Annotated in this window: 22 protein-coding genes; 6 read left to right on the top strand and 16 right to left on the bottom strand. The window is 42.9% G+C overall.

Annotated elements, in window-relative coordinates; translation table 11 throughout:
* Nucleotides 1-139 precede the first annotated feature (139 nt).
* The 6 genes from CKO50_RS02420 to seqA form a co-directional block, all read right to left on the bottom strand.
* Nucleotides 140-1,711, bottom strand: a complete 1,572-nt coding sequence (locus CKO50_RS02420) for a dihydrolipoyllysine-residue acetyltransferase (protein WP_095726853.1) — start codon at nt 1,709-1,711, stop codon at nt 140-142.
* 9 nt (nt 1,712-1,720) lie between these two features.
* Nucleotides 1,721-2,698 carry an alpha-ketoacid dehydrogenase subunit beta gene (locus CKO50_RS02415; RefSeq protein WP_095726852.1) on the bottom strand — a complete coding sequence of 326 codons (978 nt, stop codon included), beginning with the start codon at nt 2,696-2,698 and terminating at the stop codon, nt 1,721-1,723.
* The gene (locus CKO50_RS02410; RefSeq protein ID WP_095726851.1) at nt 2,698-3,915 is read right to left on the bottom strand and encodes a thiamine pyrophosphate-dependent dehydrogenase E1 component subunit alpha; all 1,218 of its coding nucleotides are present in this window, start codon (nt 3,913-3,915) and stop codon (nt 2,698-2,700) included. The genes CKO50_RS02415 and CKO50_RS02410 overlap by 1 nt, the downstream gene beginning before the upstream one ends.
* Nucleotides 3,916-4,265: 350 nt before the next feature.
* Nucleotides 4,266-5,300: a succinylglutamate desuccinylase gene (gene astE / locus CKO50_RS02405; RefSeq protein WP_095726850.1), complete on the bottom strand. Its 1,035-nt coding sequence runs from the start codon at nt 5,298-5,300 to the stop codon at nt 4,266-4,268.
* Nucleotides 5,301-5,545: 245 nt separating this feature from the next.
* A complete protein-coding gene (gene pgm / locus CKO50_RS02395) occupies nt 5,546-7,183 on the bottom strand; it encodes a phosphoglucomutase (alpha-D-glucose-1,6-bisphosphate-dependent) (protein WP_095726848.1) in 1,638 nt (545 codons plus the stop codon).
* A 13-nt stretch (nt 7,184-7,196) separates the two neighbouring features.
* Complete coding sequence (gene seqA, locus CKO50_RS02390) at nt 7,197-7,745, bottom strand: replication initiation negative regulator SeqA (protein ID WP_095726847.1); 549 nt, start codon at nt 7,743-7,745, stop codon at nt 7,197-7,199.
* Between the two features lie 136 nt (nt 7,746-7,881).
* Between seqA and CKO50_RS02385 the strand changes: the two genes are divergently transcribed.
* The 5 genes from CKO50_RS02385 (at nt 7,882) to fur (ending at nt 10,329) form a co-directional block, all read left to right on the top strand.
* A complete protein-coding gene (locus CKO50_RS02385) occupies nt 7,882-8,649 on the top strand; it encodes an alpha/beta fold hydrolase (protein ID WP_095726846.1) in 768 nt (255 codons plus the stop codon).
* Nucleotides 8,650-8,736: 87 nt separating this feature from the next.
* A complete protein-coding gene (locus CKO50_RS02380) occupies nt 8,737-8,958 on the top strand; it encodes a DUF2788 domain-containing protein (RefSeq protein ID WP_010372701.1) in 222 nt (73 codons plus the stop codon).
* Nucleotides 8,958-9,236 carry a LexA regulated protein gene (gene ybfE, locus CKO50_RS02375; protein WP_010372698.1) on the top strand — a complete coding sequence of 93 codons (279 nt, stop codon included), beginning with the start codon at nt 8,958-8,960 and terminating at the stop codon, nt 9,234-9,236. The genes CKO50_RS02380 and ybfE overlap by 1 nt, the downstream gene beginning before the upstream one ends.
* Before the next feature lie 14 nt (nt 9,237-9,250).
* Nucleotides 9,251-9,778 carry a flavodoxin FldA gene (gene fldA, locus CKO50_RS02370; RefSeq protein ID WP_095726845.1) on the top strand — a complete coding sequence of 176 codons (528 nt, stop codon included), beginning with the start codon at nt 9,251-9,253 and terminating at the stop codon, nt 9,776-9,778.
* A gap of 104 nt (nt 9,779-9,882) precedes the next feature.
* Entirely contained in the window at nt 9,883-10,329 is a 447-nt protein-coding gene (fur, locus tag CKO50_RS02365) for a ferric iron uptake transcriptional regulator (protein WP_010372691.1), read from the top strand.
* Between the two features lie 90 nt (nt 10,330-10,419).
* Here fur and CKO50_RS02360 read toward each other — a convergent pair whose 3' ends face one another.
* From CKO50_RS02360 to glnS, 7 genes are all read right to left on the bottom strand, one after another.
* Nucleotides 10,420-11,049 carry a glutathione S-transferase family protein gene (locus tag CKO50_RS02360; RefSeq protein ID WP_095726844.1) on the bottom strand — a complete coding sequence of 210 codons (630 nt, stop codon included), beginning with the start codon at nt 11,047-11,049 and terminating at the stop codon, nt 10,420-10,422.
* A gap of 54 nt (nt 11,050-11,103) precedes the next feature.
* Nucleotides 11,104-11,457 carry a DUF1428 domain-containing protein gene (locus tag CKO50_RS02355; protein WP_095726843.1) on the bottom strand — a complete coding sequence of 118 codons (354 nt, stop codon included), beginning with the start codon at nt 11,455-11,457 and terminating at the stop codon, nt 11,104-11,106.
* Between the two features lie 13 nt (nt 11,458-11,470).
* Nucleotides 11,471-11,860 carry a YciI family protein gene (locus tag CKO50_RS02350; protein WP_095726842.1) on the bottom strand — a complete coding sequence of 130 codons (390 nt, stop codon included), beginning with the start codon at nt 11,858-11,860 and terminating at the stop codon, nt 11,471-11,473.
* An 83-nt stretch (nt 11,861-11,943) separates the two neighbouring features.
* Complete coding sequence (locus CKO50_RS02345; RefSeq protein ID WP_095726841.1) at nt 11,944-12,789, bottom strand: YciI family protein; 846 nt, start codon at nt 12,787-12,789, stop codon at nt 11,944-11,946.
* A gap of 137 nt (nt 12,790-12,926) precedes the next feature.
* On the bottom strand, nt 12,927-14,201 hold the full coding sequence (locus CKO50_RS02340; protein ID WP_095726840.1) for an RNA polymerase sigma factor: 1,275 nt from the start codon (nt 14,199-14,201) through the stop codon (nt 12,927-12,929).
* A 102-nt stretch (nt 14,202-14,303) separates the two neighbouring features.
* The gene (locus CKO50_RS02335) at nt 14,304-16,130 is read right to left on the bottom strand and encodes a protein kinase (RefSeq protein ID WP_095726839.1); all 1,827 of its coding nucleotides are present in this window, start codon (nt 16,128-16,130) and stop codon (nt 14,304-14,306) included.
* Between the two features lie 56 nt (nt 16,131-16,186).
* Entirely contained in the window at nt 16,187-17,851 is a 1,665-nt protein-coding gene (glnS, locus tag CKO50_RS02330; RefSeq protein ID WP_095726838.1) for a glutamine--tRNA ligase, read from the bottom strand.
* 248 nt (nt 17,852-18,099) lie between these two features.
* Between glnS and CKO50_RS02325 the strand changes: the two genes are divergently transcribed.
* Nucleotides 18,100-19,170: a DUF3083 family protein gene (locus CKO50_RS02325; protein WP_095726837.1), complete on the top strand. Its 1,071-nt coding sequence runs from the start codon at nt 18,100-18,102 to the stop codon at nt 19,168-19,170.
* Between the two features lie 111 nt (nt 19,171-19,281).
* Here the strand turns inward: CKO50_RS02325 and fos are convergent, their stop codons facing one another.
* The 3 genes from fos to CKO50_RS02310 form a co-directional block, all read right to left on the bottom strand.
* A complete protein-coding gene (gene fos, locus CKO50_RS02320) occupies nt 19,282-19,689 on the bottom strand; it encodes a fosfomycin resistance glutathione transferase (RefSeq protein WP_095726836.1) in 408 nt (135 codons plus the stop codon).
* Nucleotides 19,690-19,790: 101 nt separating this feature from the next.
* The gene (locus CKO50_RS02315) at nt 19,791-20,717 is read right to left on the bottom strand and encodes an electron transfer flavoprotein subunit alpha/FixB family protein (RefSeq protein WP_095726835.1); all 927 of its coding nucleotides are present in this window, start codon (nt 20,715-20,717) and stop codon (nt 19,791-19,793) included.
* On the bottom strand, nt 20,714-21,466 hold the full coding sequence (locus tag CKO50_RS02310) for an electron transfer flavoprotein subunit beta/FixA family protein (RefSeq protein ID WP_095726834.1): 753 nt from the start codon (nt 21,464-21,466) through the stop codon (nt 20,714-20,716). Before CKO50_RS02310 ends, CKO50_RS02315 begins: the two co-directional genes overlap by 4 nt.
* Nucleotides 21,467-21,532 lie beyond the last annotated feature (66 nt).

Genomic DNA, 21,532 nt, shown 5'->3' with positions numbered 1-21,532 from the left:
TATTCACAAAAAATCCGTAGTTAGTTGCCTAACTACGGATTGTGCATGATCATTTTGATCGGTCAACCGATCACTTCTTAACTGATCAGCATTACCGTAAAGGCCCTTTACAACAAGTAGAAACTAGCAAAAACAAGGATTAGCGCATTGCCATCATCATTTTAGCCGGTTCCTCTAAGAAGGTTTTCCATAAATTATTGAAACGTGCGATCGTGCCACCATCAATAATACGATGGTCGCCAGACCAACTTACCTGCATGATAGCGCGTGCGACCACATTACCTTGTGCATCAAAGCGTGGCAACTGCTGCACTTTGCCAAGTGCAACGATGGCAACTTCTGGTTTATTGATAATCGGTGTCGCAACCGTACCGCCAATCGCCCCTATGTTTGAGATTGAGATAGTACCCCCTTTCAGTGAATCAGGAGATACACGCCCTTCTCTAGCGGCTTCTGTGAGTTCAGTAACAGATTGGGCAACTTCAACAATCGATTTGCTTTGGCATGATTTAATATTTGGCACTAGAAGGCCCAGCTTGCTGTCCACTGCCATACCAATATTATGGTCATCAAAATAAGTGATTTCCGTACAGTCATCATTTACTTTTGCATTCAAAATTGGGAATTCATTGATAGCAAGTGACAACGCCTTGATAAAAAATGGCATCATCGTCAGCTTCACGCCTTGTTTGGCATATTGCTCTTTCAAAGCACCACGAAGCGCAATTAAATCGGTTAAGTCAATCTCGTCGCAGTAAGTGAAATGTGGGATCGTCGAAACAGAGGCCACCATCTGTTTGGCCATCGCCGCTTTCATACCACGTAAAGGCTCAACTCTTTTCCCACCTTCTGAGGTAGGAGTTGGTTTTTGCGTTTGAGACTGTACAGTTGTGCTAGATTCATTCGTGGTCGAAACCTCACTTACACCGTGCTCAAGGAAATGTTCGATATCCTCTTTATAAACGCGACCATTTTTACCAGAGCCTGGCACTTCAGAGAGGTCAACACCAACTTCACGCGCCTTACGGCGTACTGCTGGAGAAGCGATCGCTTTACCATTTTTCGGTAGACTGCGCGTAGCACCAACACTTACAGTAGTTACTTGTGCTGTACTTTCCTTAGGTTTGTGAACATCAGCGATTGGATCATCGGATTTTCCGGCATGAGATGACGCCAACTTCATTTGAAATAGCGGACTATGCACCTGTGCTATCTCGCCTTTTTGATAATAGAGTTTCTCAACAATACCATCGTATTTGGCTGGAATTTGCACTAGTGCCTTGTCAGTCATTACATCACAAACGGCCTGATCTTCTTTGATTTCATCACCTTCAGCGACAAGCCATTCAACAATTTCGCACTCAACAATGCCTTCACCGATGTCTGGTAAAATAAAGTCTTCAAGTACTGCATTGGTTGAAGTAGTTGGCGAGGATTGAGCTTCCGATTGTTCTGGCTGAGTAGCTTGCTCACCGGCAACATCCATCGCAAACAAAGGTTCATGGACCTTTGCAATTTCACCTTTTTCATAGTGCAGCTTGGTGATCACACCATCATGTACCGCAGGGATCTGCACTAGCGCCTTATCCGTCATCACGTCACAAATAGGTTGATCTTCTTTTACTTCATCGCCAACAGCCACCAACCACTCGACGATTTCGCACTCTACGATGCCTTCACCAATATCTGGTAAGATAAATTCTTTAGCCATGACTTATCCTTAAAATTCCATAGAACGTTTGATAGCGGCGAACACTTTCAGTGCATCTGGCACATACTCTTTTTCAAGTGCTAGAGGGTATGGCGTATCTAATCCACAAACTCGCTCAATTGGAGATTCTAAATGCAGGAAACACTCTTTTTGTATGGTTGCTGCAATCTCAGCGCCAAAACCATTAGTGATAGGCGCTTCGTGGCTCACGACCAAACGACCCGTTTTAACCACGGACTTGGCTACCGTGTCCATATCCCAAGGAAGAATGCTTCTTAAGTCGATTATTTCACAGCTAATACCCGCTTCTTCAGCTTTTTGCGCCGCTTGTTCGATGATCTCCATCTGCGCGCCCCAAGCCAATAGCGTTATGTCGGTACCTTCTTTAACTACTTCAGCTTTACCAAGCTCGATGCTGTAATCTTCTTCTGGTACTTCACCAACAGAAGCGCGATATAAGCGCTTAGGCTCAAAGAAAATAACCGGGTTATCGTCTTTGATGGCAGCACGCAGTAGGCCTTTCGCTTGATACGGATTGCGCGGCACCACAATTTTAAGACCTGGTGTATGTGCAAAGTAAGCTTCTGGCGATTGTGAATGATATAGACCACCTGCAATACCGCCACCGTATGGCGTACGAATTGTTAAGTTACCCACATCAAACTCATTACCCGAGCGATAACGGAACTTAGCCGACTCGTTCACAATTTGGTCAAATGCTGGGAAGATATAATCCGCAAATTGAATTTCAGCGAGCGCAGGGGCACCAAACGCTGCAAGACCATTGGCAAAACCCAAAATACCTTGTTCAGTCAATGGCGTATTAAAAACACGGTGTTTACCATATTTTTCTTGAAGGCCTGAAGTTGCACGGAATACACCACCAAAGTAGCCAACGTCTTCACCAAAAATACAAGCCTGCGGATGCTCCGCCATCGTGATATCTAGCGCCGAATTAATGGCGTGTAGCATGTTCATTTTAGCCATTATTTAATTCTCCCTGCTGTGACTGGGTATGCGTCTGGATAAGCTTTAATATGCGCTTTCAATTCATCATATTGTTTCTGCAGCGATGGAATTGGCGTGTCATAAACATCTGAGACCAGATCTTCTAATGCAGGCTTCTGTACTTTCTCTGCGACCTTCAATGCAGCCAAGATATCTTCACGGATTTTCTCTTTTTCCGCATCATCTTGGGCTTCATCCAGCCAACCTTGTTTTAGAAGCCATTGCTTAAATCGATTTACTGGGCAACTATTCTTAAATTCAGCTTCTTCATCTTTGGTACGGTAACCAGATGGGTCATCGGAAGTTGAATGTGCACCCAAACGGTATGCAATAGATTCAATCATCACAGGTTCACCGTTTTCAACTGCGATTTTACGCGCGGCTTGTGTTGCGGCGTAAACAGCAAGCGCATCGGCACCATCCACACGGATGGTCTTAATACCATAGCCCACACCGCGGGCAGCAATACCATCACCTTTGAACTGTTCATCAGCAGGTGTTGAAATCGCATAACCATTATTACGTGCATAAAAGATGACCGGTGAACCATGCACTGCGGCCATGTTTAGACCAGCGTGGAAGTCACCTTCTGACGCAGCACCTTCGCCAAAATAGCAAATCGTAACGTTATCGATTTCAGACGTTAGTTCACCAGTTTCTTTATCAATGTGTTTTAGCTTTTGGCCGTATGCATAACCCGTTGCTTGAGGAATTTGCGTTCCTAGCGGCGACGAAATAGTCAGGTAATGTAATTCTTTAGAACCATAGTGCACAGGCATTTGGCGGCCCTTGCCTAAGTCCTTCTCATTCGAGAATAACTGATTCATGAACTGCTCAAGCGAAAAGCCTCGATAGTGAATTGCGGCTTGCTCACGGTACTGAGCCATGATCATGTCATCTTCTTTAAGCGCTGCGGCACTTGCTGTAACAGCAGCTTCTTCGCCAAGACATTGCATGTAAAAGCTAATACGTCCTTGACGCTGAGCACCTTGCATACGCTCGTCAAGTAAACGAATAAACCGCATTGTGGAATAAATTCTTAATGCCGTTTCTTTGTCAATATCTGGTGCTGTTGCACCGTCTAAAACATCGCCTTGGTCACTTAAAATCTGTAATGTAGGGATATTGAGTGCATGACCATCTATAAATTCCAGCGCGTGGCTGATATTTAAGGATATATTATTGGGGTTAGTCATAACCTACCTTCTCTTGTTGTCATAACAAACTTACGGAGTTCAACCCGACTTCCTCATACGAGATCTGGCTTCAGATTGCGTAAGACGAAAAGAGTCTTAGCTCACCTCGCATTTATGATTGTGTTAATTGGTCTTGATCACATTCGTGGTTAGTATGAATAACTGGTCTAACAACTTATCAAAGACTGAATAATATTTGCGATTTAAGTAAGTAAATTAAATTAAAGCGTTTCAACTTTACGTTAACGTAAACGGTTATTCAACTAATCCTAGATGAATAACCGTGAAAATGCATCAATGTTTTTGGAAAGATTTTGATACGAAGGCAAGTAGAATTTTACAGCTATGATTTATATAAAGTTTTCATCAACCTCTAACGGGATAACCGTTAGTAATGCACGTTGCCCCAAAGCAACATTGGCATTTGGGAAGATAATAGCTTCGCCCTCAACCTCAGCGAAATACTGCTTATCTCCGTCTGTCGCTAGTAATTCACCTTTTGCAAAGCCTGTAAAATTCTCAGCAGAATCAGGGAATGGGAAAGAGAATTCAGCTTGAGTACGATTGATGGTGCGATAAACCGTAAACAGCTCGAATTCATTTGCATTAAATTCTTTATATTCTACCTTTTTTTGGCTAATTAATGCTTTTAGCGTTTCTTTGGTTTTTGCAAAGCTCGTCATGTTATTCTCACCAAACGGCTTAACCTGTCCAAGTTCGATAGTAAAAGCGTCGGCCCCAAACTGGTAAGAAGAAAAGTAACTAAATGTCGTCGCAGCCGAGCGCATCATTAATACGGTATTGACACCGCATGACAATAAAAATTGCAGCTGCGATTTCTTCCACGGCTTACCATGTAAAAATGGATAGACTGCAAACTTCTCATTTTTAGACCCTCGAATAGCAGTATGAAGGTCGTAGTGACAACGATAGCGCTCGTTACCACCCTGTTCAAAAAAGGCCCTAACGTAACTCTCTAATTTTTGTGCTCGAACCTTTTCGGGGTTATCTGTTTCTTGGTTATGTGCGCCGTTAAATAGCCGGTTTAGATTTTCATCGACAAAACGCTGCCCAATATTAATGGATTTCGGGTTGCCAAAAATAAACAACACCCGCTGCGCCAACACCAGCTTGCCAGTAATAATATGTTGGATAAGCTCGTCACATATCTCAATTGGCGCGGTTTCATTACCGTGCACAGCGCTCGATAGCACAATATCTTTCGTTGTTTCACCTGCGGGCGTAAACTGGATCACACCAGTATCATGGACTTCCACCAAGGTACCGTTGTCTAAAGTGAAGTTCATGGGTTCAAGTATAAATTCGTTATTTCTTGTGATAGTAAGAAAGTCACCGCTTTGTTTTAATTCTGCTAAGTACGTCATAATTCCAAATTGATGTTGTTGAGTAATACCAATTATCTTAATTAAGTGATCTATTTTGAGGCGAGAAAATCTTGTCGATAACAAGGCTAAAATTTTGCTATTTAGTTATTCTAAATAAGAAATTTTTAACGCGGTTAGCGTCAGATTTACTCCTTCAAATTGAGCAAGTATTACGACTAATTGGTATAACCCGCATTGGGATACAAAAAAGCCATACGAGGAGTATGGCTTGTAGAAGCTTTTTGTTAACTAATCACTGAGTCAACCAATGTCTTTGCCTCATGTTCAAGTTCAGCTAAATGTGCTTCACCTTTAAATGATTCAAGATAAATTTTGTAGATATCTTCAGTGCCCGATGGACGCGCCGCAAACCAACCGTTTTCGGTAACGACTTTAAGGCCACCGATAGCCGCGCCGTTACCAGGGGCATTGGTTAATATCTGAGTAATTTTATCACCTGCTAGGGTGTCCGCCTTAATGTTGTCCGCACTCAATGCCTTGAGCTTTGCTTTTTGCTCAGTACTTGCGGGTGCATCGATACGTTTGTATACGGGTGCGCCAAATGCTTGTTCAAAAGCGCGATAATGCTGAGATGGCGATTTACCGGTAACAGCTTGGATTTCAGCGGCAAGTAACCCCATGATAAAACCGTCTTTGTCTGTACACCATGTGCTGCCATCTTTTCTTAAAAACGCAGCGCCAGCACTCTCTTCACCACCAAACGCGAGCTCTCCAGCCGCTAACCCGTCTACAAACCACTTAAAGCCAACTGGCACTTCGTAAACTTCTCGGCCATTGGCGCCACACACTTTGTCGATCATGGCACTAGATACTAGCGTTTTACCGATTTTAACTGAGTTCTTCCAGCCTCGGTGTTTAATGAGATAGTCGATTGCAACCGCTAAAAAGTGATTAGGATTCATCAAGCCATCAGGAGTAACAATGCCATGTCTGTCGAAGTCTGGATCATTACCAATACCGATATCGTAGTCATCTTTCAGTGCTATCAAATTAGCCATTGCATAAGGTGATGAACAGTCCATGCGCACCTTGCCGTCTTTATCAAGTGGCATGAAAGCAAAGCTCGGATCAACAACGTCATTTACAACCGTTAGCTTCAAGTTGTAGTGTTTGGCTATCACAGGCCAAAAATTAACACCTGAACCACCAAGTGGATCCACGCCAATATTAACACCGGCTTGAGCAATGGCTTCCATATCAATTATATTACCCAAGTCTTGAACGTATGGTGTGATCAGATCTTCATACTTGATAAATCCAGATCTCCTTGCTTTCGCAAACGGGAATAGCTCAACTTCAACCAAATCTTCGAGTAGCAGCTGATTGGCCCTATCTTCAATCCATTTAGTGACATCGGTATCAGCAGGCCCACCATTAGGAGGGTTATATTTAAAGCCGCCATCTTCTGGCGGGTTATGTGATGGCGTAACTACAATGCCATCTGCAAGCTCGTGTGGATTGATTAAATTGTGCGAGACAATCGCATGGCTGATCACAGGGGTTGGTGTGTAGTCATCATTTTCTTGCGTGATAACTTGTACTTCGTTGGCCACCAAGACCTCAATAGCCGAGTTAAAAGCGGCTTCCGACAACGCATGGGTGTCTTTACCAAGAAAAAGCGGACCGTAAATATTGTTGTTTTTACGGTAATCGCAAATCGCTTGAGTGATAGCCAGAATATGCGACTCATTAAACTTAAAATTGAGTGAGCAACCTCGGTGGCCACTTGTGCCAAAGGCGACACAATGCTCTGGATGCGCTTCTAAGTCAGGCTCATTTAAATAGTACGAAGAAACCAGCTTAGGTACATTTACCAATAATTCTTTCGATACCTTTTTGCCAGCTTGCGGATGGATCGCCATAAGATTTCCTTACTTATAGGTAGTCTCTAATTTTCTCGGCAGCTTCATCTGTGTAACCTAACACCTTAGCTACTTCATGAAGCATCATTTTCTTTCTAGTCGTATTTGAATTTGTCATCACCCAATATTCGCTATCTGCGATATTTTTCGGGTTCATACTGCTACCACTTTCGAGTAGAGCATCTTTACTCGTAGCGAAATAAATTCTATCGCGGCCCTTAATTTCAAGCACACTATTAAATTCGGACTTATGTGTACGATGGAGCGCGGATAAGATAAACAAAAAGCGCCCGACTACACCTTTTTGCATGGCAAGCTCTTCTTTATTTAGAATATTAAAGACATTCGCTGCTGGCTTTACAGGTTGGCTTGGTGTTTTTGTTCGTGACTCAGCTGCAATTTCTTGTACTTGTTTTTCTTCCTGCTGTGCGACGGGTTTAGATTCTGTCCCAGGAGTAAGTTTTAATAAACGACGTAAAATCTCAGAAGCACTTTCTCCAATACTTTGTGTGTTACTTGCAATGTATTGATATAGCTCGTCATCTATTTCTATCTTTTTCATGCGTTTCCTGTCATCTATGCTAATTAGGAGCAACTCATTTCAATTGCCACTTAGTATATCCAAATTTAACTTATTACTCTACGGCTTTGCATTTTTACTCTTCAATGTCACAATTAGCGCCAAATTTGGAGGATTTATGCAGTTAAACTATCAACAAATTGGCGACCAAGCCAAACCTAGTGTATTTGTTATGCACGGACTATTTGGTTCTTTGGAAAATGTAAATGTGGTGGCAAAAGCACTTGCTGAACATTTCAATGTGATTAACGTCGATTTGAGAAATCACGGTCGCTCTTTTCATGATGAGCAAATGTCCTATCCAATAATGGCAAATGACGTCAAGGTGCTAATGGATGAGTTAAAACTGGAAAAAATACACCTCGTTGGTCACTCGATGGGTGGTAAAGTGGCAATGCAATTCGCCCAATTATTCCCAGAAAGCATCAACAAACTTATCGTATTAGATATTGCACCTGTTGATTATCACTCAAGACATGATGCAATAATTGCTGCGCTGAACGAAGTGCAAAAAAGTGGTGTATCAACTCGTAGTGATGCAGATACCATCATGTCGCAGTATATTGAAACCGTCGGCGTGCGTCAGTTTTTGCTCAAAAGCTTAGCAAAAAATGAAGAAGGCAAACTTGCTTGGCGTTTCAATTTAGACGTAATTACTGAAAAATACGACACAATCACATCAAATATTAATGAAACTCATTCCTGTTTGTGCGATACTTTGTTCGTTAAAGGGATTAATTCTGACTACATCCTGCCTGAGCATAGGGATGCAATCGCTCGTTTTTTCCCAAATGCACGAGCAAAAATAATACAAGGTGCGGGCCACTGGCTACATGCTGAAAAGCCCGAAGCGGTAAATCGCTCAATTATTGATTTTCTTCAATAAAACGAATCGAATTTACCGTTATAAACTTAATTTATGCATTTAGGTTATGATATAGTACCCGCCGTTTAAGTATTGAGTAGAGCTCAGATGGTCAGTCAATTTATAAATGAATTTGAAACGCTAGGGCTGTGGTTTGCGCTAGCTGGTATATTCTTTTTCATCGGTATGGCGATTCAGGACGTACTGAAAAAAGGTGATGTGCCAAAGTTCGGACGCTATATCGTTTGGCTGGTGTTGTTTCTAGGTTGCTCTGGATTTATAGCAAAAGGCTTGATCCAGGTGTTTTGGCAAGGCGCAGGTGTTGGATAATGGCCAAGGCTGAAACAGATAGAACGACTATCGACCTATTCGAAAATGAAAAACGTCCCGGACGTCCTAAGACGAATCCACTGCCACGAGAAGTGCAGTTAAAGGTTAACAAGCGCAATCAAATCAAGAGAGATCGTGCTCGTGGCCTAAAAAGGGTAGAATTTAAGGTTTCATCAGAGTTGTATCAAGCGCTAAGTGATATGGCAGAGTCGCAAAACATTAGTCGAAGTGCACTCATCGAGACCATCTTACAAGAAAAGTTAGCGGTTAATAGATAGAAGGTAAGCAATTAATGGCAAGCGTAGGTATTTTTTTCGGCAGTGATACTGGTAATACAGAACATGTTGCTAAAATGATTCAAAAAGAGCTAGGCAAAAAGCTCGTTGACGTAAAAGACATTGCTAAAAGCAGTAAAGAAGAGATTGCTGAATTCGATTTAATACTGTTCGGTATTCCAACATGGTACTACGGTGAAGCGCAATGTGACTGGGATGATTTTTTCCCTGAACTTGAAGAAGTCGATTTCGAGGGCAAGCTGGTTGCTATCTTCGGTTGTGGCGATCAGGAAGATTATGCTGAATACTTCCTTGATGCGATGGGCATGATCAATGACATCGTCACTGAACGTGGGGCTATTGTTGTTGGCCATTGGTCTACCGATGGTTATGACTTTGAAGCGTCAAAAGCTGTCGTTGAAGACGGTAAATTTGTTGGTCTTGGTATTGATGAAGACCGCCAGCCTGAGCTAACAGAGCAACGCGTTAAACAGTGGTGTGCACAAGTATATGACGAAATGTGCTTAAGCGAGCTGGAAGATTAATTCCATTTGCTTTGCACTTGCTGCCCGAGCAAGTTATTCTTAGGTTATAGCGTCGTGAATATTGACCTAAGACAAATTATAACTAACAGATTGAGACAGATTTAATGACTGATCACAACTTAGAGCTTAAAAAGGCTGGTTTAAAAGTAACGCTTCCACGCATCAAAATTTTAGAGATCCTTCAGTCTCCTGATAATCAACACATCAGCGCAGAAGATGTGTACAAAATCTTATTAGACAAAGGTGAAGAAATTGGCCTAGCTACGGTATATCGCGTACTAAACCAATTTGATGATGCTGGTATTGTAACACGTCACCACTTTGAAGGCGGTAAATCTGTTTTCGAGCTGTCTGGCAGCACGCACCATGATCACTTGGTATGTTTAAAATGTGGCAAAGTTGTCGAATTTGAAGATGACGTTATTGAAACACGCCAAGAAGAAATCGCGAACAGCAATGGCATCAAACTCACGAATCACTCACTATATTTATACGGTGAGTGTGAAGATAAAGAAGCGTGCAAAAAGTACGCTGAGGAAAATGGTAACTAACTTACCTTTTCGCCAATTTAAGCATTAAGCCAGCAAATTGCTGGCTTTTTTAATTTGTTGCATAAACACCACCTTCCATTTATATAGTCACTATATTCTAGAGTACAATTCCAGCTGATCTTTGTATGCTTTTTTAAAGGCATCTCTAGAAACGCATTGCTCTAGATACTCGCGACAATAGCTATATTGTTTTAGCCCATCAAACCTATCAACCAAACGAAGTACATCAGACATCGCGATGTCTGCAATAGAAAATTGCTCAGCCAACCAAGTTTTTCCCCGAAGATATTCATTCATGTGTTTCAAACGGCTATGTAAAAATCGCTCTATCGCTTTGCTGCCATCACTCTCAATAGTATCTTCAGAAAATTTCAAAATTGTCCATGGAAGAGTTGCCATTTCTACAGAGTTGAGCGCGGCGAATAACCACTGTATTACCGATGATCTATTTTCTGTCGATATTAACTCATCGTTATGTTCAGCGATGTATAGCAGACCAGCACCACTTTCGAATATCTCCTTATCTTCATGGCTAAGCCAAGGAACTTGCCCAAATGGTTGATGTAAATAATGCGTATTTTCTCGTTCATTGAAAGCGGTAAGTTCTATATCATAGGGTATGCCCGCCTCTTCTAGCGCCCAGCGCAAGCGAATATCCCTGACATATCCTCTTGGCAGCTCAGGCACCCAATCAAACGTGGTAATGGTAAAGTTCGGCATATATCAGCTCCATGTCTATTGGACTGATAACTCAGCCCAATTTAATAACTAAGGTTAACACTCTACTATTGTCTTAAAGCCACCATAGATAAGCCTTTTGCCATCAAACGGCATTGGATTAGCTTCTTGATCGCAAATAGGATCTTTAAATACTTCGGCCATTCCAGCATCACGGACTTCTTTTGAAGGCCAAGTGATCCAGGAAAACACCACTGTTTCATCAGGCTTACACTTTACAGCCAGTGGAAAAGAGGTAAGCGTTCCATCAGGAACATCATCCCCCCATGCCTCGACAACGCATTCTGCTCCAAACTTTTTAAACACTTTTGCCGCTTTACTGGCGTGCGCTTGATATTCTTCGCGCTTATTGGTGGGTACGGCGCATACAAACCCATCTATATAACTCATTTTTCCTCCTAAATTAATCACGTTTTTGTGCTTCATAGCTGACATTGTTCTCGTCTTGTAACTCGCGAACAGGCCGAATCTCGATGCTGCCATAGCGTGCAGGCGGAATTTTGCTAGCCGCTTGGATGGCCTCATTTAAGTCTTTAACATCGAGTAAATAGAACCCAGCAAGCTGTTCTTTAGTCTCTGCAAATGGACCGTCAGTAATATCGACTTTGCCCGCTCGTATCCGCAATGTTGTCGCACTTTGCGTTGAGAGCAACGCGTTACCCCCTATCATTTGCTCGCGCTCTTTTAATGATTCTCCACACGCGATGCATTCACGGTTAAGTGCGTCCCATTCATCTTGTGAGAGCTTTTCCATTGCTTGTTCATCGTAATAAACCAAAGCGACATATTTCATAGTGTCCAGCTCCTTATTAATTAGTATCTGAATAGCGAGCGTCTTTTGCTGCTCGCTTTCACTTAGCTATTCCATGCTCAAGGTTAATTGGCATTACTAGGTAACATCACCATCCACGCAACACCGAATTTATCAACGACTTGACCATAAAGGGGGGACCAAAATGTTTCTTGTAATGGCATTCTGACCGTGCCACCATCGGCTAGCGCATTGAATGCACGGTGAGCTTCTTGTTCAGAATCAATGGTTATAGACAGGCTAAATCCTGCAAACGAAGCATCATCACCACAGCCGTCAGATGCAAAAATCTTCATATCACCAATGCTAAACTCACAGTGCATTACTTTATCTGAAAAGTTTTCTGGTATTGCGCCATCAGGAATAGGATCTGGACTTTCGTTAAAGCGCATAAGCAGACCGACTTTGGCATATAGATGCTGTTGATAGTATTCAAGTGCCTCTTCGGTACGCCCTGCAAAAAACAAATAATTGCATACATGCGCAGTTTGCATCGCAATCTTTTGTCTTAATTGTTCTTCATCTTCGAGGATTTCGCCGCTGGGATCGATATCAGCAAAGTCAGCCATTTCATAAAACGGTCGAACTTCAATATCAGATTCCTCATTCATAGGATTAGGGCAGCGCTTAACCCATTCTAACGCCTCTTCCATTGATGTTACTTCCCAAACCCAATAACCCGCAATTAACTCATTAGTCTCTGCAAAAGGCCCTTTAGTTACAATGCGCTCTTCGCCTTTAAAGCGAACGCGAACTCCCTCTTTACTCGGCTTTAAACCGTCACCAGAAGTCATTATTCCAGCATCAACTAATGCATTATTGAATTCTCCCATCGCAGCCATTAATTCCACGGTTGGTAGCTCCCCTGCTTCAGACCCTTCACTTGCTTTTACAATCACCATTACTTTCATCGTCAATTCTCCTGTTGTCTTTTATAAATAGAGCTGAATAACCAAGGGTTACCTGCGGTTTTAATAAATAAAGTGCTCTATACACTCTAGTCGAATGCATTCTTTAGAGATCGACAAAGTAAGGAAAATTTTCTTAATTAATTTTCACCGAGCTTGAGAAGCTTTTGTTTGAGAACCCTTTGCTCTGGTAATTGCGTTGTTAAGTTGAGAGCCGTTTTAAATGCATTAATCGCACTAGCCGTTCTGCCAGCACGAGATAACAGTTCGCCATAAGCCGCATGAGCCAAGTGATACCTTTGCATTTCTTTGCGCTCAAGTAGCCGCTCTATAATGGAAATACCCGCATCCGGCCCCTCTTTCATAGCGATTGCAACCGCTTGGTTGAGCTCAATAACAGGAGAAGGGCTCACTTTGTGTAGCTGAGTATATAATTCAACAATCTGTGACCAATCTGTCGCCGCTGCAGTTGTCGCAACAGCATGAGTCGCAGAGATAGCCGCCTGAATGGTGTAAAAGCCATATTCACCGGCGCGCATTATTTCAGCGACCAACTGCGTACCTTCTGCAATCAGACCTTTACTCCAAAGGTTTCGGTCTTGATCTTCCAGTAAAATGATGTCACCGCTGGCATTGGTGCGCGCCGCCTTTCTTGCATCATTCAAGAGCATCAAGGCGAGTAACCCCGCCACTTCTGGATCTGGCGTGAGAGAATAAAGTAAACGAGTTAAGCGGATGGCCTCGGACGTCAGTTCACTGCGTATTGCAAGTTCGCCTTGTGTCGCTGAATATCCTTCATTAAAGACCAGATAGATAACAGTGAGCACCGCATCAAGTCGGTTGTTAAAGTCAGTGTCGTCTGGCAGCTCGAACGGAATCCGGGCATCACGGATCTTCGCTTTGCCACGCACAATTCGTTGTGCCATTGTTGTGTTAGACACCAAAAATGCACTGGCAATTTCTTCTGTTGTTAGCCCACAGACCTCCCGCAGAGTCAGCGCAACTTGTACTTTTGGATCAATAGCCGGATGGCAGCAGGTAAAAATTAATCGCAATTGGTCGTCTTCAATTACATTGGCATTTTGCTCTTGAGCTTGGCCTGCGATATCAGAAACCCCATCCATTTCTGTAGCAGCAACTTCTAGCTTTTCTCTTTGACGTTGCTGTTTACGTATTGAATCAATGGCTTTAAAGCGACCAGTAGAAATTAACCAAGGGACTGGCTTTTCCGGCATGCCTTGAGTGGGCCAGTGTTTTAACGCCGCATTAAACGCGTCTTGCAATGCTTCTTCCGCTAATTCAAAATCACCTAGAAGGCGGATCAGCGTGGCGTAAATTTTCCGGCTTTCTTGCTTGTATAACACTTCTATAGACTTACGAATAGCATTGCTATCGCAAGCATGTTGATTGCTCATCACTTTCCTTCGTCAGCTAGGTTATAGCCATTTGAATTGGTATAGTCACTATTTCATAAATCAGCAAGAGCCTCAATGACTAGCCAGAAGTGGTACTTACACCTAAGCGTTAACAACAAATGTTTTGGGGTTTTTGGGAAAGAAAAAGTCAGGCTGGCGGTCGCATAGAGCAAACTCACGTGTATTTTTATAGGGCAGCTTCATAAACCCTGCTACGCCATAATCTTGAATACTAACCGCGTATTGCATGATCCGAGTCAGTAGCGCCTTAAATTGCGCTGCTTTATTAGCATCAAGTAGCCGGTAGTAATAATGAATTTTCATCCTATCTTGCAACGATTCAAAAATGATGCAACCTGTATGATGGATCTGATTTAACTCGAACACGCATTGAATTATCTGTCTTGGCAGCTGCAGTTGCTCGTCTGGATCTTTGCCGTCTTCAAAGTATGAATGCGGGCGTGTAATTTCATTGCTCGAAATATCGCTAACGCTAAACTCTAGTTCTGGCAGATGGTCAAATTGGAACGCACCGGTGCCGTCACGAGTCAATTGAATAGTTTGCCGCGCGTCGAACAAACAACATTTGAACAAACCTTTTTGTTTGATCCCCTGCGCAATCATTACGGTGGCGTTCAACGCGTCTTTAAATGCAAGACTCAATGTTTCATCGTGTAAAATAAGACTCGATTCAACAAATACCTGCGCGTCTTTCCAATGAAAACTGAGACCACCAACGACCGGATATTTTGCCAGTCTGCTGATTGAGGCCAAAAAGGCTTTCTCGGTATCGCCGGTATCAAACAAAAACTCTTTATAATATCTATCTAATTGCGCGTCGTTTACGTCTCTTAGATTGTGTTTATCATCAGCACGACGCAAAAACTGCTTGCGTGAGCTGTAGACGACCGTTTCAGGTTTAACTGTGGTTTCGTAGGTCCAAAAAGGAATGCGGGATTTTTTCTCTGACAGCGTTAAATCCGGTAAATACATTTTTGCCATTGCTGGCATATTACGAACAAAGTAATCCCCTGCACTATCCCTCGTTGCTTTGTCTTTGCTAAGCATGCCATCCAGCACTTGCGCAAATACTTTTGGCAGCCCCAAAGCGCTAGCAGGGATGACCTGAGCACCAAAGCGACATGATTGTGCGCTAGCCAGTGCATAAATCGTCGATGCAACGCCTTGTTCATCAAAACGAGGAGAAGATTGTGCACCCGACATTTGTTCATCACCAATAAAATACACATCTCCCATCCGAGCGTTGGTCGTACTTACATCAGATGACATTAAATCCATGATATTGCTCGCGATAGGCTCGCCATGTACGTCCACCTGAGCATAGACTGAGCTTCCCCAATCAACCAAAGAGAAACCATCGGAAGCTTCATCCCAAACGATATTAGATGGCTTAATATCTCCATGAACGATGGGCTGAGGAGACATGCCATTGCGACGCTCGCGCAAATCAACCAACACATTCCTGAGTTTTAGCGCGAGGCTCACCAACTCATGCGCTTTAAAACGGCCCTTTTTGAGTGAAATCTTTTCTAAGTCTTCACCAGGGGCACGCTCCATCATTAAAATGCCTTGCTTTTTTACTCGCTCGAAGGCATAGAAGTTTGGCACCATAGGGTTGTCAATTTGCGACAACATATAGCCTTCATCTTCAAGCCTATCACGCACACTTTGGGCAAGCGTGATCCGAGAAAATTTAAACACCCAGTCTTTCCCCATATCACTTGTACCAGCAAATACGAAGCCAAATGCACCAGAGCCAATTACCTCAACATGTTTATAGCCAAGTTGGCTCAATTGTTTTTTACAGATATTCAGCCATTGACGGTGCTTTTTTGCATCATGATGAGACAGTAAGTAGATGGACTGCTGTTCGTTGATATAGAAGTGTTGGATGGATTTTTCAGACATAATTGTACGCAGAAAAAGCAATAAAAAAGGTCGACATTAGCCGACCTCATGCAGTATTAACCTTGCTGTTCTATCTTAGCCCACGAATCACGTAGACCAACAGTTTGGTTAAACATTAGCGCTTCTGACTTGTTATCACGACAGAAGTAACCTAAACGCTCAAACTGATAACCTTGCTCAGGCTTAGCGTTTGCAAGTGCTGGCTCAAGTTTGGCATTTGCAATGGTTACCAAAGAGTCTGGGTTTAACACTTCCGTGAAATCTTCAGCAGCCGCTGGGTTTGGCACAGTAAATAGACGATCATACTGACGCACTGGCGCTTCAATACAATGTGAAGCAGATACCCAGTGAATTACGCCTTTTACCTTGCGGCCATCTTCTGGGTTTTTACCCAAAGTATCAGGGTCGTAACTACAGTAGATTGTCGTAATATTACCGTTTTCGTCTTCTTCTATGCGCTCAGCTTTAATCACATAAGCATTACGAAGACGCACTTCTTTACCTAGCACCAAACGTTTGAACTTTTTGTTCGCTTCTACGCGGAAGTCTTCTTGTTCAATGTAGACTTCGCGCGTAAACGGTAGCTCACGCTCGCCCATGTCTAATGTTGGGTGATTGGGCGCTTGCAGCATTTCAACTTTATCTGTATCAAAGTTTTCAATGACTAGCTTAACAGGGTCAAGTACCGCCATTGCGCGTGGTGCATTTTCGTTTAAGTCGTCACGGATACACGCTTCAAGCATGCCCATTTCAACCATGTTGTCCATTTTGGTTACACCAATGCGCTTACAAAATTCACGAATTGCAGCTGGTGTATAACCACGACGACGAAGGCCCGCGATCGTCGGCATACGCGGGTCATCCCATCCCTCAACATGGTTATTAACAACCAAGTCATTGAGCTTACGCTTCGACATCACCGTGTATTCAAGATTTAAACGAGAAAACTCAATTTGCTGAGGATGACACTCGATGCTGATATTATCTAGCACCCAGTCGTACAAACGGCGGTTATCTTGGAACTCTAGTGTACAAAGTGAATGCGTGATCCCTTCAAGCGCATCGGAAATACAGTGCGTAAAGTCATACATCGGATAGATGCACCACTTATCACCAGTTTGATGATGGTGTGCAAAACGTACACGATAGATGATAGGGTCGCGAAGCACCATAAATGAGCTTGCCATGTCAATCTTAGCACGAAGAACACATTCCCCTTCTTTAAACTCGCCATTTCTCATTTTTTCGAATAAGGCTAAGTTCTCTTCAGGTGAAGTGTCACGATAAGGGCTATTTTTGCCAGGTTCAGTCAGCGTGCCGCGATATTCACGCGCCTGCTCAGGCGACAGGAAGCAAACGTACGCTTTGCCATTTTCGATTAGCTCAACGGCGTAACTATACAACTTGTCGAAGTAGTTTGATGAATAGCAAATTTCGCCATCCCATTCGAACCCTAGCCACTGTACGTCTTCTTGGATCGACTTAACGTAGTTGATGTCTTCTTTTTCTGGGTTGGTATCATCAAAACGCAGGTTACACTTACCTTGATAATCTTGGGCAATACCAAAATTTAAGCAAATTGATTTAGCATGGCCAATGTGTAAAAAGCCATTTGGCTCAGGTGGAAAACGTGTGTGCGTAGACGCATGTTTGCCACTGGCAAGATCCGCATCAATAATGTTGCGAATAAAGTTTGATGGGCGATTTTCAGTTTCCGCCATAGGAAATCTTTCCTCTGAATTATGCTCTTAGTTAACCTCGGCATTATTACAAAAACTCAGCCGAACTTACAGCAATTATCTGCGCTGTATCAGGATTTATTCATTCGGTTAAATGTTCATCAGATTTTTGTGACAAATTTTGTTCTAGCGCAATATTTCCGTCACAACTTCATCCTATAGTTGCGCCATCTCAGTGTTTATAGCACAAACACTGCTTAAGTCACGTTACCGAGGAAAGGACAAAAGTAATGGCTTCAATGAATTTGAATCGTGTTTATATATCAACTAAGGCTAGGAACAACCACTATATTCTTGCTGAGTTTAAACCGGATGATGCATTCTATGCATGTTTTGACTCCAGCAGCGCGTGTTACGAGCGTTTGTCTCGCCAGCTATTCGCACTGTGTGACGAATATGAGCTGCATAATGTGCATGTAATTGCGAACGATAAATTGCCGGTGGTGCGTTATCACGACGAAGCCTATACCATGCAAACAGAAAAGCAGATTTTGTTTTTCTACAACCCTAAGTTCCACGAAGCGCACCAAACTTATCTCAATGACGGATACCAAGCGCGTAAAATCCGCATATTATTTTTAGCCACGGGAAATGAATTACGCGCTAATGCAGCGACCTTCCACAGCAAAGTGAAAAAGGTGCTTGATGCACTTAAAGAAGGGTTTTCTCCGGTAGAACCTCAGTTTAGAGTGCGAGACCACCAACATTTAACCTATGACCTATTTGCCAAAGCGAAAGGCGACAAAGAGTCGTATGGCTATAAGTTGCGTGCACTTTACCCACGTTATCAAGCCAGAAACTGCACTTTACCCGAAGAATATAGTGAAATGACTTACGCGACCTTTAACATTCCAGTATCACGTGCAATAAAAACAGAGTTCCAAAGCCAAATGCGCCCTGGTGATTACGGACAATTCTATCGCACACTAGAAGATGCATTTCTTTCTTCTTGCGCCGATAAACAGCTCAATATGGTAGCAATGGTAGCCGATGGCCGTTTGCCTATCGTCAGAAGCGCCAAAATCGATAAGTCCGATACTAACCGAGAGCTACAAAAGCTGAGTTTTGATACCAGCTCCGGTGACAATCAAATTTACTCACTGTTTCACGAAGCAAACCTAGTGGACACCATTCGCTTTGTCATCGTCGCCAATCACAAAGACAAAAAAGACATGGGCTATGGTCGTTTTATGAATCACGTAGAAACGGCGATTAAACGCTTTGTTGCGCAACTACCAGTTAATGTTGAAAAACAAGATATCAACGTACGCTTCTTCCAACATATTAGTTACGATTACTAACCATTAAATAAGATTTGGGCGCTTCCTAGCAGTTCATTGCGCCCGACTTCTTTACGAGAATAATATAAGCATCGATTTAAACGACGAGATAATTAATACTGGTAATTGAAGTTATAATTTTTTATGCCAAGTGAGGCCTGAATACGGTTGCTGCTGCAAACTTTTTAACCGACTTTGCAAACTACCACTATGGATCTCGAGTTTGTGATGATCGGGGTCATAAATATAGAGCGAGTCTCCTTCGCTGCTATTTTGCTGCCATACGCCAACCCCGTTTTCCAATAGTGTTTTAGAAAAAATTGTAAAGTCTTCGGCAGCAATATTAAACGCTATATGACTGTAATCTGAGCTTGGAGATGGCTCTCCTAAAGATAAGCAAAGCCATACGTCACCAAGCGTTAAATACGCGCCTTTGTCCCAAGTTACCCAAAGTTCGAACCCTAGCAAACCGCAGTAAAAATCCAGTGATATGTTTAGGTTAGATACTGCTATTGTAATGTGATTTATACCTGTAAGCATTTCTCCTCCAGCTAGACACGAAAAAAGCCGCGACCAAAGGTACAACGGCTTTAACAACCAGAATTATTTTTCTTGATGTAAGCTAGCTACAAAAAGAAGCGTTACAGTGCCTGTTCAAGCTCTGGTAACGCATCAAATAGATCCGCAACAAGGCCATAATCAGCCACTTGGAAAATCGGGGCTTCTGGATCTTTGTTGATAGCAACAATGACCTTAGAGTCTTTCATACCTGCAAGATGTTGAATAGCGCCGCTGATCCCAACTGCAATATATAAGTTAGGCGCCACAATCTTACCGGTTTGGCCCACCTGCATATCGTTAGGCACAAAGCCCGCGTCAACAGCAGCACGCGATGCACCAATTGCAGCCCCTAGTTTGTCAGCAATACCATTTAGCAAGGCAAAATTTTCACCGTTTTGCATACCACGGCCGCCTGAAATAACAACCGGTGCGGCAGTTAATTCAGGGCGCTCAGATTCAGTTTGTTCAATGCTCACAAACTCACTCACTTGAGAGGCAATACTTTGCGAGCGCTCCTCAATGTCACATGCAACTTGAGTCTCTGCGGCATCAAATGCTGATGCACGCACAGTGATAACTTTTTGAGAGTCTAATGATTTTACAGTCGCAATTGCATTACCCGCATAAATTGGACGCTTAAAGGTGTCTGCATCAATCACATCGATAATTTCTGAGATCTGTGATTTGTCGAGTAACGCCGAAACACGTGGCGCGATATTTTTACCTGTGGTAGACGCTGAAAACAAAATGTGTGAAAAGTCACTTGCTAATTCAACAACTAGCTCAGATGTGTTTTCTGCCAACTGATGTTCGAATGAAGCATCATCAACAGCCACCACCTTTTTTACGCCAGCGATCTGTGCAGAGTGATTGGCAGCCTCAGCAATGTTGTGACCTGCAACTAATACGGTAATGTCGCTTGCGATTTTTGTTGCAGCAGCAACCACCTTAGCGGTTTCAGGTTTCAATACACCATTTTCATGCTCAGCAATAACTAATACGCTCATGAGATCACCTTTGCTTCTGTTTTTAACTTGTTTACTAACTCTTCAACGCTCTCAACCATCATGCCACCAGAGCGCTTAGCTGGCTCTTCAACTTTCACCAATTCAATACGAGGTGCTAAATCGATACCTAGCGAATCCGCTGCGATCACATCTAATGGTTTACGTTTAGCTTTCATGATATTTGGCAATGAAGCATAACGAGGTTCATTCAAACGCAAGTCTGTTGTCACGACAGCTGGAAGTGATAGCGACACCGTTTGCAAACCGCCATCAACTTCACGCGTCACTTGTACTTTATCGCCTTCAACTACAACTTTAGAGGCAAAAGTGCCTTGAGCACGCTTAGTTAACGCCGCTAGCATTTGTCCTGTTTGGTTATTATCAGAATCGATAGACTGTTTACCTAGAATCACCAGCTCTGGAGTTTCTTGTTCCACTACCTTAGCCAGTAGTTTTGCGATGTGTAGAGATTCAAGCTTTGCGTCTGATTCAATGTGGATTGCTTTATCTGCACCCAGTGCAAGCGCCGTTCTTAGCTGCTCTTGGCAAGCTTTATCGCCAATTGATACGGCAATAACTTCCGTTGCGGTGCCCGCTTCTTTTAAACGAACCGCCTCTTCTACCGCGATTTCACAAAATGGGTTGATCGCCATTTTAACGTTGCTCAAATCAACATCACTGTTGTCAGGTTTGACTCTTGCCTTTACGTTGTAATCAATCACGCGTTTGATTGGCACAAGTACTTTCATGGTTACTCCATCATCTGGTTATTCTCTAAGCTGACGTCTACGTCAACAAATTATTTTATTGGTTTC

Source organism: Pseudoalteromonas sp. HM-SA03 (assembly GCF_002289345.1).
In the GTDB taxonomy this organism is placed as follows: domain Bacteria; phylum Pseudomonadota; class Gammaproteobacteria; order Enterobacterales; family Alteromonadaceae; genus Pseudoalteromonas.
Note: the sequence above shows the minus strand (reverse complement) of the source record. Positions and strands in the feature narration are given on the sequence as shown.

What these genes read in the sequence shown, in the direction of transcription:
- pgm (WP_095726848.1), bottom strand. Translation starts at nt 7,183, where the DNA reads ATGGCGATCCATCCGCAAGCTGGCAAAAAGGTATCGAAAGAATTATTG.
- CKO50_RS02315 (WP_095726835.1), bottom strand. Translation starts at nt 20,717, where the DNA reads ATGAGCGTATTAGTTATTGCTGAGCATGAAAATGGTGTATTGAAACCT.
- CKO50_RS02350 (WP_095726842.1), bottom strand. Translation starts at nt 11,860, where the DNA reads ATGAAATATGTCGCTTTGGTTTATTACGATGAACAAGCAATGGAAAAG.
- CKO50_RS02345 (WP_095726841.1), bottom strand. Translation starts at nt 12,789, where the DNA reads ATGAAAGTAATGGTGATTGTAAAAGCAAGTGAAGGGTCTGAAGCAGGG.
- seqA (WP_095726847.1), bottom strand. Translation starts at nt 7,745, where the DNA reads ATGAAAAAGATAGAAATAGATGACGAGCTATATCAATACATTGCAAGT.
- CKO50_RS02340 (WP_095726840.1), bottom strand. Translation starts at nt 14,201, where the DNA reads ATGAGCAATCAACATGCTTGCGATAGCAATGCTATTCGTAAGTCTATA.
- CKO50_RS02355 (WP_095726843.1), bottom strand. Translation starts at nt 11,457, where the DNA reads ATGAGTTATATAGATGGGTTTGTATGCGCCGTACCCACCAATAAGCGC.
- CKO50_RS02410 (WP_095726851.1), bottom strand. Translation starts at nt 3,915, where the DNA reads ATGACTAACCCCAATAATATATCCTTAAATATCAGCCACGCGCTGGAA.
- CKO50_RS02415 (WP_095726852.1), bottom strand. Translation starts at nt 2,698, where the DNA reads ATGGCTAAAATGAACATGCTACACGCCATTAATTCGGCGCTAGATATC.
- fldA (WP_095726845.1), top strand. Translation starts at nt 9,251, where the DNA reads ATGGCAAGCGTAGGTATTTTTTTCGGCAGTGATACTGGTAATACAGAA.
- CKO50_RS02420 (WP_095726853.1), bottom strand. Translation starts at nt 1,711, where the DNA reads ATGGCTAAAGAATTTATCTTACCAGATATTGGTGAAGGCATCGTAGAG.
- CKO50_RS02310 (WP_095726834.1), bottom strand. Translation starts at nt 21,466, where the DNA reads ATGAAAGTACTTGTGCCAATCAAACGCGTGATTGATTACAACGTAAAG.
- CKO50_RS02360 (WP_095726844.1), bottom strand. Translation starts at nt 11,049, where the DNA reads ATGCCGAACTTTACCATTACCACGTTTGATTGGGTGCCTGAGCTGCCA.
- fur (WP_010372691.1), top strand. Translation starts at nt 9,883, where the DNA reads ATGACTGATCACAACTTAGAGCTTAAAAAGGCTGGTTTAAAAGTAACG.
- CKO50_RS02385 (WP_095726846.1), top strand. Translation starts at nt 7,882, where the DNA reads ATGCAGTTAAACTATCAACAAATTGGCGACCAAGCCAAACCTAGTGTA.
- CKO50_RS02380 (WP_010372701.1), top strand. Translation starts at nt 8,737, where the DNA reads ATGGTCAGTCAATTTATAAATGAATTTGAAACGCTAGGGCTGTGGTTT.
- glnS (WP_095726838.1), bottom strand. Translation starts at nt 17,851, where the DNA reads ATGGCGGAAACTGAAAATCGCCCATCAAACTTTATTCGCAACATTATT.
- CKO50_RS02335 (WP_095726839.1), bottom strand. Translation starts at nt 16,130, where the DNA reads ATGTCTGAAAAATCCATCCAACACTTCTATATCAACGAACAGCAGTCC.
- fos (WP_095726836.1), bottom strand. Translation starts at nt 19,689, where the DNA reads ATGCTTACAGGTATAAATCACATTACAATAGCAGTATCTAACCTAAAC.
- astE (WP_095726850.1), bottom strand. Translation starts at nt 5,300, where the DNA reads ATGACGTACTTAGCAGAATTAAAACAAAGCGGTGACTTTCTTACTATC.
- ybfE (WP_010372698.1), top strand. Translation starts at nt 8,958, where the DNA reads ATGGCCAAGGCTGAAACAGATAGAACGACTATCGACCTATTCGAAAAT.
- CKO50_RS02325 (WP_095726837.1), top strand. Translation starts at nt 18,100, where the DNA reads ATGGCTTCAATGAATTTGAATCGTGTTTATATATCAACTAAGGCTAGG.